This window comes from Candidatus Poribacteria bacterium (assembly GCA_016866785.1).
Classification (GTDB): domain Bacteria; phylum Poribacteria; class WGA-4E.
On the sequence record VGLH01000087.1, the window covers coordinates 1 to 17786 of the forward strand.

General features: G+C 63.9%; 14 protein-coding genes. 7 read left to right on the top strand and 7 right to left on the bottom strand.

Going from position 1 to position 17786, the window contains the following annotated elements; all coding sequences use genetic code 11:
- Window positions 1-13 precede the first annotated feature (13 nt).
- Both FJZ36_12800 and FJZ36_12805 read left to right on the top strand, forming a co-directional pair.
- Window positions 14-472, top strand: a complete 459-nt coding sequence (locus tag FJZ36_12800) for a transposase (GenBank protein ID MBM3215783.1) — start codon at window positions 14-16, stop codon at window positions 470-472.
- A gap of 678 nt (window positions 473-1150) precedes the next feature.
- Window positions 1151-1702, top strand: a complete 552-nt coding sequence (locus FJZ36_12805) for a hypothetical protein (protein MBM3215784.1) — start codon at window positions 1151-1153, stop codon at window positions 1700-1702.
- A 54-nt stretch (window positions 1703-1756) separates the two neighbouring features.
- Here FJZ36_12805 and FJZ36_12810 read toward each other — a convergent pair whose 3' ends face one another.
- From FJZ36_12810 to FJZ36_12820, 3 genes are read right to left on the bottom strand one after another with little or no spacing between them, the layout of a single operon-like run.
- A complete protein-coding gene (locus FJZ36_12810) occupies window positions 1757-2521 on the bottom strand; it encodes a hypothetical protein (GenBank protein ID MBM3215785.1) in 765 nt (254 codons plus the stop codon).
- A complete protein-coding gene (tatC, locus tag FJZ36_12815; GenBank protein MBM3215786.1) occupies window positions 2508-3407 on the bottom strand; it encodes a twin-arginine translocase subunit TatC in 900 nt (299 codons plus the stop codon). Before tatC ends, FJZ36_12810 begins: the two co-directional genes overlap by 14 nt.
- 33 nt (window positions 3408-3440) lie before the next feature.
- Window positions 3441-3674, bottom strand: coding sequence for a twin-arginine translocase TatA/TatE family subunit (locus FJZ36_12820; GenBank protein ID MBM3215787.1), 234 nt, complete (start codon window positions 3672-3674; stop codon window positions 3441-3443).
- A 193-nt stretch (window positions 3675-3867) separates the two neighbouring features.
- Between FJZ36_12820 and FJZ36_12825 the strand changes: the two genes are divergently transcribed.
- A complete protein-coding gene (locus FJZ36_12825; protein MBM3215788.1) occupies window positions 3868-4641 on the top strand; it encodes a hypothetical protein in 774 nt (257 codons plus the stop codon).
- Window positions 4642-4745: 104 nt separating this feature from the next.
- Here FJZ36_12825 and FJZ36_12830 read toward each other — a convergent pair whose 3' ends face one another.
- From FJZ36_12830 to FJZ36_12840, 3 genes are all read right to left on the bottom strand, one after another.
- A complete protein-coding gene (locus tag FJZ36_12830; GenBank protein MBM3215789.1) occupies window positions 4746-5822 on the bottom strand; it encodes a DUF2961 domain-containing protein in 1077 nt (358 codons plus the stop codon).
- Window positions 5823-5884: 62 nt separating this feature from the next.
- The gene (locus tag FJZ36_12835) at window positions 5885-9835 is read right to left on the bottom strand and encodes a hypothetical protein (protein ID MBM3215790.1); all 3951 of its coding nucleotides are present in this window, start codon (window positions 9833-9835) and stop codon (window positions 5885-5887) included.
- A 186-nt stretch (window positions 9836-10021) separates the two neighbouring features.
- Window positions 10022-13039, bottom strand: coding sequence for a T9SS type A sorting domain-containing protein (locus tag FJZ36_12840; protein ID MBM3215791.1), 3018 nt, complete (start codon window positions 13037-13039; stop codon window positions 10022-10024).
- 303 nt (window positions 13040-13342) lie between these two features.
- Between FJZ36_12840 and FJZ36_12845 the strand changes: the two genes are divergently transcribed.
- The 3 genes from FJZ36_12845 (at window position 13343) to FJZ36_12855 (ending at window position 16013) form a co-directional block, all read left to right on the top strand.
- The gene (locus FJZ36_12845) at window positions 13343-14137 is read left to right on the top strand and encodes a hypothetical protein (GenBank protein ID MBM3215792.1); all 795 of its coding nucleotides are present in this window, start codon (window positions 13343-13345) and stop codon (window positions 14135-14137) included.
- 72 nt (window positions 14138-14209) lie between these two features.
- Window positions 14210-14947 carry a hypothetical protein gene (locus FJZ36_12850; protein MBM3215793.1) on the top strand — a complete coding sequence of 246 codons (738 nt, stop codon included), beginning with the start codon at window positions 14210-14212 and terminating at the stop codon, window positions 14945-14947.
- Window positions 14948-15080: 133 nt separating this feature from the next.
- Window positions 15081-16013 (top strand): RNA polymerase sigma factor, encoded by a 933-nt coding sequence (locus FJZ36_12855; GenBank protein MBM3215794.1) that lies wholly within the window; start codon window positions 15081-15083, stop codon window positions 16011-16013.
- On the opposite strand, the gene FJZ36_12860 is transcribed toward FJZ36_12855, so the two are convergent.
- Window positions 16010-17209: a D-galactonate dehydratase family protein gene (locus FJZ36_12860; protein MBM3215795.1), complete on the bottom strand. Its 1200-nt coding sequence runs from the start codon at window positions 17207-17209 to the stop codon at window positions 16010-16012. The genes FJZ36_12855 and FJZ36_12860 overlap by 4 nt on opposite strands.
- 203 nt (window positions 17210-17412) lie before the next feature.
- On the opposite strand from FJZ36_12860, the gene FJZ36_12865 reads away from it, so the two are divergent.
- Window positions 17413-17786, top strand: a 374-nt coding sequence (locus tag FJZ36_12865; GenBank protein ID MBM3215796.1) for a hypothetical protein, incomplete at its 3' end; no start/stop codon positions are given.

Sequence of the window (17786 nt, forward strand, 5' to 3'; positions counted from 1 at the left end):
CAGTGAATGGAACGTGCCGATAGTCTCCTGTGAGTTCGTCGATTCAGGAGTCTATCGCGTGCAAACGACCGACGATGCCAAGCCGGAACCCAAGCCGGAACCGACGATCTGGGCGGTTCCCGACGACATGTGGGAGATCATCGAGGAGATTCTGAGCCGCGAGTATCCTCGACATCGGCAAGACCGCAAGCGTGTACCGCTTCGCCCGGTGTTGGACGGGGTTGTCTACAAGCTGCGCACCGGCTGTCAGTGGAATCGAATCCCCAAGGAATACGGTGACGACAGCACGATCCATCGCCATTTCCAGGCGTGGTGCGCAATGGGTATCTTCGATGCCATCTGGCGTCCGCTACGGTTCAACAAGGGGTGCGAGGCGGCATTCGAGGATTGCGGGTTCGACCCGAACGTCGAGTTCACGGACGAACCCATCGACTACATCTTCCGCAATCATCCCTATGACTATGCTGGGTGACATCTCGCTGTCCTCGCGTTGCTCGTGGTACACACCGTGGAGCATGACGGCGTCAGGGAAAGCTGCGGTATGAGCGAAGCCCTGCGAACGGTTCGCGAAGTCCATGAGCACGCATCTGTGGCAGAAATCCAAAGAGCGAAATCGAGGCCGATAGGAGAGTCGCCAGATGACGCAGAGAACGCCCGTTCCGATTCCTGATGGAGTGCGGGTCGACAGAAACGACGACGACCTAGTGATCACCTATCAGCCTCGTTGGGCAAGCGGGTTTACGGCGCTGTTGGCGGCTTTCTGCTTGCCGGATTTGCGGCCGCTTGTTGCTGGCTTTATAGCATCGAACTTCCGTTAAGTCTGCGTGGTTCTCCTTGGTTCAATCGGCGTGGGTGCCTTCTACAGGTCGCTAGCGGAAGTCCTGAACACGACTCGATTGAGTATCACACAACGTATGCTAGTTGTGCAGGAGTGTCCATTGCCGACGCGTAGGAAGGTCTGCCTTTCGGTAGCCGATATTGAACGGATATATTGCACGGCGAATAAAGACGAGTATGGTATCGTATACAATGGCTTGGTTGCCCAGGCCAGCGGCAAGACGGTCAGCCTGCTCGAACGCCAGAGGGATGCAAGTCTGATGCGTTTCATCGGACAAGAGATCGCGACACACCTCGGTAGAAAGCTGCATGAATGACGATGTTCCATCGAGCACATCGGGCTTTTGCATTTGACAGAGTAAGGGTCATCAGGAACAAGAACGATATTACAATATCGTTTAGACGCCCGTTGGAAGAGCGGATTGCCGGCACGCTTGTCCTTCTGTTTTACGGATGGGGCCCCCTCCTGATCTTGTCCCTTAGCGACGTAGTTTCGCCACCGTTCAATTGGCTTGTGCAGCTTATCGCCGGACTCGTAAGCGTGGTTGTCCTCTATCTATTGCTGGCAAGCCTTCTTAACACGACCCGATTGTATATCAGTCAAGATATGCTCGTTGTACATGAGATTCCAGTGCCGATGCCTCGGAAGGTCTCCCTTTCGGTTCCCGATATCGAAAGGATACATTGCACGGCTATCGAAGATGAGTATGGCGGTGTATACAATGCTTTGGTTGCCGTTCTTTTTAATGGCACACAGGTCCGTCTTCTGTCTGGTTCGAAGGATGCATATCACATGCGTTTCATCGGACAAGAGATATCGAAACACCTCGGTAGAGAGCTGTATATCCTGAAGCAACGGGCTTGAGGCGTGCAACAGCGAGACCGATACGGCAACAGTCGGATGCCGCCTGCGACGCGGTCATTGGGGTGGGTTGGAGGACGAATCCGATGCGTCTGGGAGGATTTCATCGATCGGAAAGAGGATCCGGTAGCACGCCGGGCAGGTGTAGATGCGGTCCCATCGGCGTATCTCCAGCGCCTTCTGCGGCGGCAGCGATAAATGGCATCCCTCGCACGTGTCTCCGATGAGACGAGCCACCATCGTCATGCCGCGCCGTTCTCGCCATGTCGCGTAGTCGGAGAGAAGCTTGGCGGGGACGAGTTGGGCGCGGGCGTCTCTGGCGGCGCGGGTCTTGTTCAGCTCGGCGTCGAGCTTCTGTGCAGTTCCGTCGAGGCGTGCTCTTTCGGCGTTCGCGGTCGAGCGTTCCTGTTCGCAGGTCTGGCGCTCCTGCTCGAGCGCCTCGGCGGCTTCGTCCACGCCGAGCATGGCGGCAATCGCCTGCTCCTCCATCGCGTCGATCACCTTGGTCGTCGTGGCGATCTGGGACGTCAGCGCGGTGTATTCGTTGGCGTCGCGAGCGTTCCTCTGCTGTTCCTCGTACTTCGCGAGCCGGTCCTGCAATCCTCGGAGCTCGGTCGCCTTCGAGCGTTGCTCGACCTGCGCCGCCTGGTGCGCATGCTGCTTCGCGGCAAGGGCGTCGTCGTGCTGCTTCTGGGCGGCATCCACCTGCTTGCGTCGGCGCACGAGTGTCTCACGCTGGCTCGTGAGCTTGGCGATGCGCTCATCGACGATCTGGAGCTCGAGGAGCGTCTTGAGCTGCTGCTGCAGGCTATCCGGAGCCATCCGCGAGTTCTCCAGCCGCTCGTGCGGCACGCATACGCCGACGCGCCGCGTAAGACGCCATCAGGATGCCGATCTCGTAGAGCGCGAGCAGGGGACCTGCCATCATCGCCATGGGGACGACATCGCCTGGGGTGAGGACCGCTGAGACGATGACGAGGATCAGGATGGCATAGCGACGATGCTCGCGGAACGTGCCGGGCTGCATGATGCCCATGCGCGCCAGGAACGCCATCACCAAAGGTAGTTCAAACGCGATTCCGAACGCAAGGACGAGCTGCATCAGGAAGCCGATGTACTCGTCGAACGTCCACAGGTTCTCCGGCTTGAGAACGATATCGCTCGAACGCCACAGATTCGCCGACATCTCGAGCAAGAGCGGCGCGGCGACGAGGAATGCGAACGCCACGCCGAACAGGAAGAAGGCGGTCATCACGACGAAGAGGGGCAGAGCGACGCGCTTCTCGCGGTGCTTCAGCGCCGGAAGGACGAACGCCCAGACCTGGTAGAGAATGATCGGCGACGCCAGCACGATCCCCGCCGCGATGCACAGCTTGAACAGAGCTGTGAACGGCTCCATCGGGCTGCGGAAGTTGGGGACGAAGTGGGTCGTGTCGGAGGCGTTGGCTCGGAGCCAGAGCTCGAGGAAGCGCGTCGTGTCGGAGCCGATTCCCAGGTTGCCGATGCGCTCGATGATGCCCGCGAAGACGTTCTGCAGGCGCATGTTCTGGGGCGTGAGCAGCAGGTTGTAGAGCTGCTTTCGGAAGGGGAACGCGAGCGCGACCCCCACGCCGAGGGCGATCAGGGAGCGAATGAGACGCGTTCTGAGCTCATCCAGGTGCTCGAGAAACGTCATCGAGCCTTCAGGACTGGCAGCTCTGCGCCGCAAGCGCTCTGGCTCCTATCGGCGATCCGTCGAACGCTACGATGCCTTGGGCGGGGTTTCGGTCTTGTTGGCGGACGCGGTGGTCTTCGGGGTGTCGTTGTCTTCGATGGCGCTGGTGATCTCGTTCTGTACCGACTTGCCCGCCTTCTTGAACTCCTGAATCGCCTGCCCGACGGACCGCGCCATGTCCGGCAGTCGCTTGGGACCGAAGAACAGCAGGACGATCACGATGATGAGAGTGATCTCCAGCGGACCCAGATTGAAAGGCATTGTTGTCTCCTGTGGTCAGCCGTCGCGCTGACGGCGCAACGCGAAGTATAGCGCGGCGAGGTACCCATAGCAATTCGACGGCGAGCCCGAAACGCGTTCCCGTTAGCGCAGAGCCAGGTTCCAGCCGAGATCGGATTCGGTTAGACTCGCACCACGATTCGCGCCGACGTGAGTTGACCCAAAGGAGGACGATGTGGACCTGACGCCGAAGCAGAAGCGAGAGTTCTACGAACTGGGATACATTGCGCTGAGGGGAGCGATTCCGCGCATCATGGTCGATGCGGCGCGGCAGGTCATCAATCACTCGCTCGGAAGCGAAGGGATGAACAAGGATGACCTGCCAACGTTCCGGGCGCAATCCTACTGTCGAGACGCGCAGCGCCATCCGGCGATCACGAACCTGTTCAACCGCTCGCCGATCCTGCCGATCCTGGAGTCGATGTTCGGCGAGGGCAACGTCATGCCGGCGGGCGCGGCGCAGATCGCGTTGCGGTTCCCAGGTCCGTTGTACTCGGTTCCGGGGGAACCCGGCGGGCACCTCGACGGGCTGGGCAGTGGCTCCAACGGAATGGAGCGCGGCGTCTACCGACGCGGGTTCACAGCGCTCGCCGTCTGCCTGCTGAGCGATCTGCCGACAACCTACAGCGGGAACTTCACCGTCTGGCCCCGGTCGCACACGTTCTTCGAGAGCTACTTCCGCGAACACGGACACGAAGTCCTCGCGGAAGGGATGCCGCGCGTCGAGCTGCCGGAGCCGCCGCTGCAGATCACCGGCGAGCCCGGCGACGTCGTGCTGACCCATCACCAACTGGTTCACACGGCCGCGCCCAACGGATCGTGCAACATCCGGTATGCCGCGATCTTCCGAGCGCGACACAAGGACTACGAGGAGGTCGGGCTCGACGCCTACACGGACATCTGGCGAGAGTGGCCCGGAATCCGCGCCGTCGTCGAGCCGAGCGCCTAGTACTACGAACGCGGTTATGTCGGCTTCATCCGTCGTCTGTAATGTGACCGTTGCGCTTGTTTCCGATGCCATCGCCGCCATTACGACCACGCGAGCGTAGTCGGCTAGGCATCCTCGGCTGGGTTCGGGTGCAGCAGCGTCTTGGCACGCTCGTCGAGCGGCATCAGCGGCGCGTGTTCGTAGCCGACGTGCTCCTGGTACCAGTAGAACGTCGTCGCGTAGTCGATCCACCCACCGTCCGACTCGCGGATGGCTGCCATGCGCTCCTGATGCGGCGCGTTCCCGCGCCATTCGTGCGACCAATCGACTCGCAGGTCGAGACTTCGCCGGAACCGCATCGGGTTCGTCTGGCGGAACCGGTAGATGCTCAGCAGCGACGGCTCCTGCCCCTGGACCAGGTTCATCCCGTTGTAGAGCCCGATGAACGGCTGTCGAAACCCCCAACTGAAGCCGAACGAATCCTCCGTGCCCAGGTAATCCGCTCGCGGCTTCGTCTCGCCGTCCAGCCGGAACTCGTTGTTGGCTTCCATGACGAAGTGGAAGTCGCGGAAGTACGGCTCGTCCGTGCTAACGCTCCACGCCCTCCCGACCAAATGCCCGCTGCCATCCACATGGAAGAACGACTGATCGGTGTCCGCGTACAGCGGAAACGCAAACCGGTTCCACGTCGCGTGGAAGTAGCCCAGCCTGGCGTCCCACTCCGGGAGCGTCTCGAACTCGACGAAGCTGTAGTTGCCCAGGTTGTAGGAGGTCTCGTTCCGCAGCACAACGCGAGCGGAGCGTGCGAAAGGCATCGGCAGGAAGCAGTTGTAGGACTCGGGAGCCTTCTCCACGAACGGCGTCGAGAAGTGCTGCGCCCTGCCGCAGCAGCCGTCGGCGAAGAAGTCCGCGAGCGGCACGCGCACCGATGGCGCCGGGTGCTCGTCGAAGGTGATCTCCAGCAGCACGCCGCGCGAGGTCAGGGCGCGGCGCTCGTCGGGCGTGAGGGCGTCGTCGTGGATCCAGTGCTGCGTCGTGTGCAGGTTCGTGATGACGGCGGGCCCCTCGATCTCGGCGATTGTGATCGCGCGTCCCTTGTCGAGCGTTTCCATCTCTGGGTAGGCGTCGTACGCCCAGCCGCCGTTGCGGGCTCCGAAGGTGGCGTCGGGTCGTAGCACCGCGATGTCGCGATTCGCACGCACAGGGCCATCTCCTCAATTGCGCTCAGGTCGAGACACTATCCAACGCCGCGCCGCTGCACTCGTCAGCCCAACGCGACGCGCGTGAGCTCGTCGAGCCGGATATGCTCCCTCGCCAGGCGCTCCAGCCGCGCGGTCTTGTCCGCGCTGGAAGCTGTCAGCAACGGCTCCATGTCGTCGGCGAGCTTCGCCGTCTGGAACGTATCCCCGGTAACCAGCAGCATGGGAACCCGGCGCTCCGTCGCCTTCGCGATGACGTTCGCAGGCGGCAGGATGTTGTTCGTCAGGACGATCCCCGCCGTATCCGTCTCGAGCGCCGCGAGGATCATGTCGCTGCGGTCGCCACTCGTGATGACGAGCTTGGAGGGTTTGGCGAAGACGGGTGCGCGCAGAACCTCGTTGGTGGACATCGCCCCTACGAGGACGTTCTCGACAACGTTCGAGAGCCCGTCGGCTCCGGCGACCGTCTTGGCGAACAGCGCTTCCGCCAGGTAATCCATCGAGACGCGAGTCATCTCCGGCACGTATGGCACGGTTCCCAGCAGCGGGATGCCGGCTTCCTCGACGGCGTCTCCATACGTGGTGCGGAAGTCCTCGACGTCCGCGACCTTGTTGACGATGACGCCTGCGAGCGAGGACGCCCCTTCGTGCCTCGCGACGTGGAGCAGGTCGTCCAACACGATGCCGTTGGATCCGCTCGCGACGATGAGCACGCGATCCTCCACGTACGACGCGCGGGAGACGGCGTCCAGCGCGACCGAGGTTCCGTACGCGCAGTCGCTCCCGGCTTCCAGGAACAGCATATCGCGCCCCATCGCGGCGGCATCCGCCAAGGCGACGACCTTCTCCCGGGCCGCCTCTCGGTCGTACATGTACCGTAGCTTCGAGTGGTCAAACCCAATGGTCATGTCCTGGGGATCGGGTTCGAGCCCGAAGACTGAAGCCATCAACGCCGCGTCGTAGTCCCACAGCCGCTTCTTGCGGTACAGCAGACGATCGCCGAAGGGCTTCGCGTAGCCGATGCGCGCGCCCAGCGCCTTCGCGATCCCGGCGATGAGGCTCGTCTTCCCAGCGCTCCGGCGGGTCGAAGCGACGATCAGTGGCTTCATCGAGACGCCCCCTTCTCGGCAGTCACCAGGATCCGGGCCCACGGCTCGCACGCCCCGTCCCTGCTCATAGACCATGAGCGGATTGACCTCGCGATCGGAGATGAATTCACAGCGCTGGAGGATCGCTGACACCTTGAGGATGCAGTCGCACAGCGATTGCACGTCTCGTGGCTCCTCGCCTCGCACGCCGAACAGAATCGGGTGCGCGCGGATGCCGCCGATCATCGCCAGCACGGCATCGCGATCCAGCGGCAGGGCGCGGAATGCCACATCCTTCAGCACTTCCACGTACACGCCGCCCAGCCCGAACATGACGATGGATCCGAACGCCGGGTCCCTCCGAGCTCCGACGATCGTCTCCGTGCCCGGACGAATCATCTGCGTCACCTCGACGCCCTCGATGACGGCGTCCGCACGGTACCGGCGGGCATTGACGAGGATCGCCTGGTACGCGTCGATCACCTCGGATTCGCTCTCCAGGTCGAGCGCGACTCCTCCGGCGTCGCTCTTGTGGAGGATGTCCTTCGAGACGATCTTGAGAACCACCGGGTATCCCAGCCGCTCCGCCGTCGACAACGCGCCATCGAGGGTCCGAACCACGGCGCTCTCGGGCATGGGCACTCCGGCGGCAGCCATCACATCGGCGGCTTCGTGCGCGAGCAGGAACGTCCGTCCTTCCTCGCGAGCGCAGCGCGTCGCTTCGTCCACACGCGCAATGTCTAGGTCCGGCATCGGCGCACTGTCACAAGATTCGACGGAAGCGGTTCTTGCGTGGCGGGTGTGGGTGTAGAGCGCCCCCAGGCATGAGATCGCCTGGTCCAGTTCGCCATAGATCGGCACGCCGCGCCGACGCAGTTCCGAGATGCCCCGGTCGATCTGGACGCCACCCACGAACGAGAAGACCATCGGCTTCTGCGCGCCGCTGGCGTCGAACGCGCCCTCCACAGTCGCCGTGAGTCCCGCCGTGTCGAGCACCGCCGTTTCACATCCGAGGCAGATGACGGAGTGGATGTCTTCGTGCCGAACCGCCGCGTCGAGCGCCCGCCGGTAGTCTTCCAGCGTCGCTTGACCCGTGATGTCGACCGGATTCTTCGTGGAACCGAAGTCCGGTACGGCGTCATGGAACGCTTCTCCGAGCTTCGGGATGTCGTCGAACAGCCGAACGCCGTACTGCTCGCATGCGTCCGCCGCGAGAACGCCGATCCCCCCGCCGTTCGTTAGGATAACGGCGTTCTCGCCTCGCGGAGCCGGAGCCGATGCGAGAAACTTGCACCATTCGAGCGCTTCCTCGATGGAGCTCGCGCGGAGCACGCCGCACTGCCGCATGATGTCGGAGAACACGTTGTCTGCGCCGGCAAGGGAGCCCGTATGGGACGCCGCGTCGAGCGCGCCGCGCTGCGATCTTCCCGACTTCAGGACGACGACCGGCTTGCGCGCGGTCGTCTGCCGCAGCATTCGAACCAATCGCTCACCGTGTTTCACGCCCTCGACATACATCAGGACGACGCGCGTGCTCTCGTCGGCGATCAGGTATTCCAGCAAATCCGCCTCATCGACATCCGCCTTGTTGCCGACGGACACAATCGCCGAGAGCCCGATCCTCTCCGTGTGCGTCTTCCCCATCATCGCAATGCCCAGCGCGCCGCTCTGCGTCAGGATCGCGACGTTCCCAGGCGCGACATCACGAGGTCCGAAGGTCGCGTTCAAGGACGCGACGGATGAGTAGACGCCGAAGATGTTGGGACCCAGGACGCGCATCCCGTGCTCGCGGGCGGCAGAGACGATCCGACGCTCCTCTTCGAGGTTCCCGATCTCCGAGAACCCCGATGTGATGATCGCGGCGCTGCGAACGCCCCGCTCCGCGCACTGGCGAACGACGCCAAGGGTCGCCTTCGCCGGGATGGCTATACAGATAAGGTCGATCTCCAAGCCTGTATTGATGGCGACCATGTTCGCGTTCCGGGCGATGTTCAGCGGGCTGTTCGTGTAGTCGATGGGGCGGAACTCGACGGCGGGGTTGTCGTCGAGGTACTCGTAGGTCTCGCGGCTGCCCATGCAGAAGGCGGCGACGGTCTTGCCGCGAAGCACCGTCTTGCGGCTGTCGTCGATGACGCCCTCGCGCATGAGCTCGACGATGCCGTCGCTGAGCAGCTCGGAGTGGACGCCCAGATGGCGCTTGCCCTTGAGGTTCGCGAGGATGGCGTTCGGAAGCGCGCCGTACCCAACCTGGATCGTGTCGCCGTCCTGAACGCGTCGCGCGACGTGCTCGCCGATCAACGGGGCGACCTGCCGGTCCACATCGGGGTGGTACTCCAACAGCCGCTCGTCGTGGGGCACGAGGAAGTCGATGTCATCGATGTGAATGAACGAGTCGCCGTGGACGCGCGGCATGTTCGCGTTCACCTGGGCGATGACGAGATTCGCGTGCTGCGCCGCTGCCTTGACGATATCGACGCTGACTCCGAGGCTCAGGTACCCGTGTCGGTCTGGCAATGACGTCTGGATGAGCGCCGCGTCGATGGCGACGAGCCCGCGCCGGAACAGTTCTGGAACCCCGGAGAGGAACACGGGCGTGTAGTCGGCGGCCCCGGCGTTGACGGCATCGCGCGTCGTGGTTCCGACGAAGAAGGAGTTGTGCCGGAAGTTCTGTCGGAACTTACTTTCGGTGTAGGGCGCGACTCCGAGCGTCCACACATGGAACACCTCGGCGTCGAAGATGACTTTGGGATGAGACTGGACGTACTGGACGAGCGCTTGGACGAGGTATTGGGGCTCGCCGCATCCGGTTCCGACGAAGATGCGGTCGCCGCGATGGATGCGCTCGAAGATCCGCGTCTGCGACGCGAACTTCTCAGGGGACTGTTGGCGCAATGCGCCCAGCGTGGCGGCGCGATCCGAGGCGTCCATCGGCTGTCTCCGGACGGCTCGTGCGGAAAAGCAGATGACCGTCACGAACGGTCCATCCACGCCAAAGTATAGCCGACCGAGGTCGCCGACGACGGCGGCCTCTCCGCCGTCGTCGCGGAGCTCAGCAATCGATGGTCGCAAGGAAGGTGGGGGCGGACCCGCGCCGTCCGCCCCTGTGGGATGGCATTACTTGAGGATGAGCATCTTCCGCGTCTCCGCGTAGGAGCCGGCGCGGATCGTGTAGAAGTACATGCCGCTCGCGACGCGCTCGCCGAAATCGTTCGAGCCGTCCCAGTACGCGGCTTCTCCCTTGACAACGTGATATCCGGCGGGTTGAGCTCCCAGATCGAGCGTCCGAACGAGAGCGCCCTGCGGATCGAAGATGCGGATCGAGACATCCGCCGACTCCGGAAGCTGGTACGGAATCCACGTCTCAGGATTGAACGGGTTCGGGTAGTTCTGCATGAGACGCGCGCGCAGGGGCGGCAGCGCATCCGCGAACGTTAACGCACCGCCGCCGATGCGCGATCCGACGACTCTTCCGCGACCGTCAGCGACGCGCACCGTCGCGTCTCTCAGCGGGCTCTGAACTTGCCATCGGTCCGACAAGAGGCGGAACACGACGCTGCCGACGACGCCGGAGCCGCTCACGGCTTCAGGCGACAGGCGCACGCCAGCAAACGACACGACGCCCGTCTCGGGCTGCGGCGTGTGCCAGTAGGCGTCCGCGCCGTCGCGCGTCAGCAGTTCGCCGCCCCGCGCCTCGACGACTTCCAGACTGCCGGGATCGAAGGCGAGGTCGAGCTGGAACCCCTGCGCGACGGCGACGTCGGTCGCAACGACATCGACCTGCACGGTCCGATACGCGCCCTCGTCTGAGAGCGGCTGGACCCGCAGCTCGAGCCCTGGGGCTTGCGACGGTGCGCCCAGGATGCCGGTCAGGTTGGACAGGATCGCTCCGTCGAGCAAGCCCTGAGCCGCGAACACGAGGTCGGCGATGTTCACTTCGCCGTCGCCGTTGATGTCGCTCACCTTCGCCTGCACGTCCAGCTTGACGGTCAACGTGCCGAACACCTTGGCGACAAGCACCAGATCGACGATGTCGTTCGCCCCGTCGTCGTTGAGGTCGGCGGCTTTCTTGCCGGCTTTCCTGGCTTCGGCCGCAGCCTGGGCGGCGGCTTGCTTCGCCTTCTCAGCGGCTTCCCTCGCCTTGGCGGCGGCCTCCTTGGCGGCAGCTCCGCCCGATGCCGCCTTCGACGCTGCGAGCTCCGCCTCGCGCAGAGCCTTCGCGGCGATCTCCTGGGCGGCTCTCACGGCGTCACCAGCCTGCCGCGCGAGCTTCTGCGCCTCGGCGGTCGGCTTCTTGAGCGCTTCGCTGGCGGCTCCGGCGGCGCGGAGCGCCTCCGTCGCGCTGCCGGTCGCGGCGTTGGCGGCGGCGAGCTCGGCAGCGGCAGCGACTCTGGCGTCAGCGTCCTCGACCGCTGCCAGCGCTTCCTTCGCGAGCGCATCCGCCTTCGCGCGATCCTCGTCCTTGCCGGATTTCGCCTTCTCAACGGCTCTTTGGGCGGCACGCTGAGCGTTCTCGGCGACCAGCGCCGCTGCTTCAGCGACGCGGCGCGCAGCGTTCTCTGCCGCGAGAAGAGCCGGTTCCGCCGCTCGACGCGAAGGAACGTCGCCCTCGCCGACGGCGCGGCGCGCAGCATCCGCCGCCTTGCGCGCGTTGTCTGCGACGCGCTGAGCCGCTTCAGCCACATTCCGGGCAGCAGTCAGGGCAGCAGCAATTGCCTCGTTGCTGGCGCTATCTGCTTCGCGCTCGGAGGCTTCGTCCTTATCGTCGGACGGGTCTTTCGCGCGCTTGGCTCGTTCGGCAGCATCGGCGGCGGCTTCAGATGCGCGTCTGGCGGCTTCGAGGGCTTCTTCGAGGGCATCGTCCGCGTCACGAGCGCTCGCATCGGCAGCCCTCTTGGAGGCGTCGGCGGCTCGGTCGGCGGAGTCCTTGGCATCTTTGGCGGCTTTGCGGGCGTCGTCGGCGTTCTCTTTCCCCTTCTTGTTCAGCGCCTTGGAGCTCTTGCGGATCTCGTCGATCACCTTGCGAGCTTCGCCGACCAGCCGTTCGGCGTCGCGGAACAGGTTCTTGGCTGCGGCTTCCTCTGCCCGCTTGATGAGCGCATCGAACTCCGCCGCCTTCTCGGCTGGAATCGCCACGCCGGCGCCTTTGGCGGTCTTGCCCAGCGAGTCGTACTCCTCCATCGCGTCCTTCAGCTTCTTCCGGTAGTGGGCTTCCTTCTCCATGCTGTCGAGGATAGCTTCTGCTCGGGCGATGCTCTGTTCAGCATCCGCTGGCCTGCCTCGCAGAAGCGATGCTTGCGCGTCGGCGATGGATGTGTTCAGGAGCTCGGTGAGGCGGGCATACGCCAGCTCGAGGCCCGAGGCTTTGATCTCGACGCGGAGGGCTGCCAGGCGCGCGACGGCGGTCTTGATCGCGGCATCGGCGCGCTGGCTTTGCGGATCGGTCGGTGGGAACCCCGGCGGAGGCGGCGGCGGAGGCGGCGGAGGCGGAATCGGAGGCGGAATGACACCGGCGAACCTGGCTTTCGACGTTCGATCCAATGTGGCGGCGAACGTGCCGACATAGCCGACCGTGGAGCCGATGGCGATGTCGCGCGCCGTCGAGACCGAGAGCGTGACCACGGGTCCCACGACATCCGACCGGACGGAGCCGGTGAGGTCGCCCATCACGTCCAGCGCCAGGTTCCGGACGGCTCCTATGATCGAAAACTCGTAGTCGCCCGTCTCCGATGGTGTGATCGACCAGCGGACCACCTTGGCGACGGGGAACGTGGCTCGGACGAACACGGCGTCCGCGCTTGCGGTGAACGTGTAGGTCTCGACGACGTCGACCGTCACGCCCTTGACGAGGGATACCGGGTACGAACCGGATACCGATCCGCCGGAGCCCGTGAGCGAGAAGCTCGTGCCGCCGATCTTCACGTCGACGCGGTAAGCGATGTTCAGGTCGAGCGCGACGGTGAAGCCGGCAGGCAAGCCGATGATCGTGGGCCCGAACTCCTGTCGGGGCAGCGTCTCGGAGACGGTGACGGACTGCGAATCGGTGACCTCGACGGACCGTGCCGTCGATGCGGCTCCCACCAGCAAGCAGGCGACGAAAGCCCAACGTAGGGGGCGCAAGCTCGTGAACATCATGCGTCACTCCGGATGTCATGGGAGCCGATCGGCGGAGGGCGGGGGCTCCCGTCTTGGACACAAACGTCCAGCCGCGCGGCATGGTTCACCGATGCGGAGGTTGGGTCTGGCGCGCGTTGTGCCTGTGATACTTTGGAAACATCGAGCCAACACGGAGCCGTGCCGGAGGATACGCGGAAAAACGTGGTGAGTGCATGCATCGATGGGCGTCCAATGCTTCCGGCTCTTGCTACTATTGTTAGACTCCGGTAACATGTTCCCGAATGGAATCGTGCGCGTCGTCATTGTGGTAGGGCCGGTGATATGCGTCCACAGGCAGCCCGTTGTGAGGCGTCTCGACTGAGGAGCATCGAAATGGCAAGAACGCGACATGTCATCATTGGCGCGATCGCGCTGGGGTTGAGTTGGCTGGGCGTCCAGTCAGCCTACGCCCAGTGCAAGGACCTGGCGAAGCCCGCCAAGGACGTGAAGTTCGACAAGGAAGTCAAAGCCGACGCGAGGCCCGGAGTCGTCTACCTGTCGCTGGTAGGCGGCGCGTCGAAGGCGAACAAGTGCGGTCAGAACCCGAAGAACGACGCCGCCGCATGGACCGGATGGGGCGGACCGCTCGACACCGACAACGCGTCCATCGGCGAAGGGATCGGTACGCGCAACTTCATCACGATCGGCGGGACGCGCTTTGCGCGAGGCGTCGGAACGCACTCTGTCGGCACGCTCATCTATGACCTGACGACGGACACCTACAAGAAATTCCAGGCAGTCGTCGGATTGGACGATGAGAAGGATGGCGGACTCGCTGCGCCGGAGTGCGGCCATGGAGGCTCGTCGCAGTTCACATTCACCATCGATGGCAAGGAGATGTACAAATCGCCCGTGCTGAAGGGCGTCGATGCCAACAAGCAGGTGGCTGGCCACGGCGTCGAATTCGACATCCCTGCCGGGGCGCGGGAACTGACGATTGTCATCGGCGACGGCGGTGACGGCGCTAGCTGCGACCACGGCGACCTCGGCGATGCGAAGCTGCTCACGGGCGCAGCTCTCGCCGTCGAGCCCGCTGGCAAGGCGGCGACGACCTGGGGAACGCTGCGGCGCATGTAGTCCGATCGGGCGGGACCGGCGGCGCCAGGTTCCGGCGTGGTCGGCAGAGACCTACCGAGGAAGGGGTATTCCATGGCATCTCGTTGGAGCGTCATCGCTGTCTTGGCAGTTGGATTCGCGGTGGTCGGCGCGCAGTCCGCGTACGCGCAGTGCAAGGACATCGCGAAGGCGGCCAAGGACGTCAAGTTCGACAAGGAAGTCAAGGCGAGCAAGGGCGTCGTTTACCTGGCGCTAGCGGGCGGCAACTCCTCGAAGCCCAACGACTGCGGACTCAATCCGACAAACCCTGGTGCCGAGTGGGCTGGCTGGGGCGGACCCCTGGTGGAGGACAATGCGTCCATCGGCGAAGGTCCTGGCACGCGCAACTTCATCACCATCGGCGGCGTCCGATACCAGCGCGGCATCGGCACGCATTCGGCGGCGAAGTTCGTCTACAGCATGGCGTCCGGTTCCTACACGAAGCTGTCCGCTGTCGTCGGTATGGATGACGAGAAGGACGGTGGGCTCGCCGCGCCGGAGTGCGGGCACGGCGGTTCGTCCGACTTCATCTTCAGCGTCGATGGCAAGGAGATGGCGAAGTCGGGCGTCCAGAAAGGCGTCGACGCCAACAAGCAGGTTCCCGGCAAGCTGATCGAGTTCGCGATCCCTGCCGGAGCCAAAGAGCTGACGATCACCATTACCGACGGGGGTGACGGCGCTAGCTGCGACCACGCCGACATCGGCGATCCGATGCTGGTTCTCTCCAGCGCGACGGCTGTGGAACCCGTCGGCAAGGCTGCGATCACCTGGGGAACGCTGAAGGCGAACTGACGACATCACCGAAGCTACGATCCTAGCCGAGACGCCCTGTGGTTCACCCTCGATGGGAACCGCAGGGCGTCTTCGTGTCGCCTGCGCCGGTGACTATCTCGACTGTACACAGAAGTAGACAGCCGGAACATCCATGATCGAATCGTCGGGTCGGCAACGCGGCGCGACCCATGCTGACCAAGCCAAGCGGGAAAGGCGAGCAAACTCAACGAGGGCGCGGTTCCGCAGCAAATCGGGATGGAACGCACAGCGTCCGCGACGGGTTCAGACGCGCGTCCGCAGAGCGCCATGTAACATTGGCACAACAGTTGCTACGCCAAGATCGGTGTGCGTATCGGACCTCGGTGGCTCTGACCAACTGGAACGAGCGAACATGGATTGCTTGAGCGATGTCAGCGACGAAGAGCTGATGATGCGGACCCGCAGCGGCGATGTCGTTGCGTTCGAGGAGCTCGTCAACCGGCATCGAGTACGACTCGCCCTCTACATCGCCAACGTTCTCGGAAACAAGGAAACGGCAGAGGACCTGGCGCAGGAGACCTTCATCCGAGCCTATCGAGCGCGGAAGCGCTACGTCCCGCGCGCTCGCTGGACCACCTGGGTGCGCAAGATCGCCCAGAACCTGTCCCGCGACGAGCGACGCCGTCGCGCGCACGATGCGTTCACGTCCCTGGACGAGCCGAGATCGTCGGCGTACGATGCCTCGCCGCTACGCGACACCATCGCCGACAGCCGCGTCAGCCCAGCGGACGATCTGCTCTGCCGCAACGAGACCCTCGAAGCCGTTCGGCGGAGTCTCACGCATCTATCGCCCAAGCACGCCGAGGTGTTGCGCCTTCGCGTCTACCACGACATGAACTACCAAGAGATCGCCACCCACCTGGGCGTGTCGCTGGGAACCGTGAAGTCGCGGATCCACTACGCCGTCGAACAACTGCGCGACATCCTGGACGGAACCGTCGGCGCCGCCGATGCCGACGCCGTGATCTTCGCCGCATCGAACCGTCACAGCGACGGTCCTATCCAACGCCTCCAACCCGACTCCACTTTCGACCGTATGCTCTAGTAGACGTGCATTGTCCCATCGGCTCGCCGGACGATTGGCATGAACGCCCTCCGATACGGGTATTTCGCGGCGGCGGCTTCGTTCACATCCATGCCCAGTCCCGGCTTTTCGTGCGGATGGGCGTAGCCGTCTTCCCAGCGGCATGGCTCGCTGGTGACCTCATGCAGCCGTTCGTTGCCCTTTGCACCGAAGTCGGACCACTCCTGCACGCCAGAGTTGGGGATCGCCATCTGGACGTGCAGCGACGCCGCCTGCCCAATGGGTCCGATGTCGGCTGCGCCATGGAACGCTGAGCGGATCTGGTACGGTTCCGCCAGAACCATGATCTTCTTCGCCTCTGTGATGCCCCCGACGTGGATCGGCTTGATGCGGATGTAGTCAATGAGCTGCTCCTGGAACAACGGCAGACAGTCCCATCGTGACGTGAAGATCTCGCCGATGGCGAGGGGCGTTGTGCTCGCCTGTCGAATGAGGCGGAAACTCTCCTTGTGCTCGGGTCGTAGCGCGTCTTCGAGGTAGAACAGCCGGTAGGGTTCCAAGTGTTTAGCGAGCCACGCGGCTTCGACCGGCGTCAACTGCTCGTGGACGTCGTGGAGGAGCTCGACCTCGGGTCCCAGCTCGGTGCGCAAGTGCTCGAACAGCCGGGGGGTCTCCGCGAGATAGGCGGAGGCATTGAAATAGGATGTTCCCGGAACTCCCGAGCGGTGGGGTGGATCTTGCCGCGACATGCCGCCGCCGCCATAGCCTCCCATCTGGGCGCGGATCACCTTGAACCCGCGTTCCTGGAATCCTCGGACGCTCTCGGCGACCGCTTCCGGCGACGAACCGCCTGCATGTCCGTACGTCAAGACGCCGTCGCGGGCTTTGCCGCCCAAGAGCTGGTAGATCGGCAGGTTCGCGACCTTGCCCTTGATGTCCCACAGCGCGATGTCGATCGCAGCCAGCGCCGCCATGTAGATGGGTCCGCCGCGCCAGTACGTCCAGTGGTACACGAGGCTCCACAGGTCTTCGGTGCGCATCGGGTCGAGCCCGATGAGGAGCTCGCTGACGTGCTCGATGGCGGTGGCGACGGCTAGCTCGCTCCCGTTGAGCGTTCCCTCGCCAACGCCGGTGATCCCTTCGTCGGTCGCGATCTTGACGAAGACGTAGTTGCGCGTCGGGCAAGTGACGATGACCCGAACATCCGTGATGCGCATCGGAAACTCCTCGTAATATGCGTGGAACCTGGTACGCCGCACCTTGGGGCGACCCCCAGCGTGCCGTATCATCATAGGTACGTCGGACGTTGGGCGGAAGTCAGACTCAGGCGTCGCCGAGTCGCGTGACACACCCTCTGCCACGACGGTTCCACTCGACTGCGAAGATGCGAGGCGAGGGGTCGATGCTGACGTGAGTGATCGTGCTCTTCTTCGCGACGATGACCTTCGGCGTCGCCGTGCCCCGGCACATCGCCGTCCGAAGGGCAGAGGCGAAGGCGGGACCGACGTCGTCCATCGTATCCTACCGGAGCGGAGATGAGACCGCTCGATCCTATCTGACGCTGCCTGAAGGAGGGACTCCACCCCACCCGGCGGTCGTCGTCGAGCACGACTGGCAGGGCATGAACGACGCGATCCAGGCGAGTGCACGCCGGCTGGCGCTGTCGGATGACTTCGTCGTCCTCGCGGTGAACCTCTACCGTGGAAACGTGCCAAGCGCAGTCGAGAGCGCGTTGACCGAGGGAGCCGTGCTGCGCGACCTGAGCAGCGCGGTCGAATACCTCAAGGCGCGAAG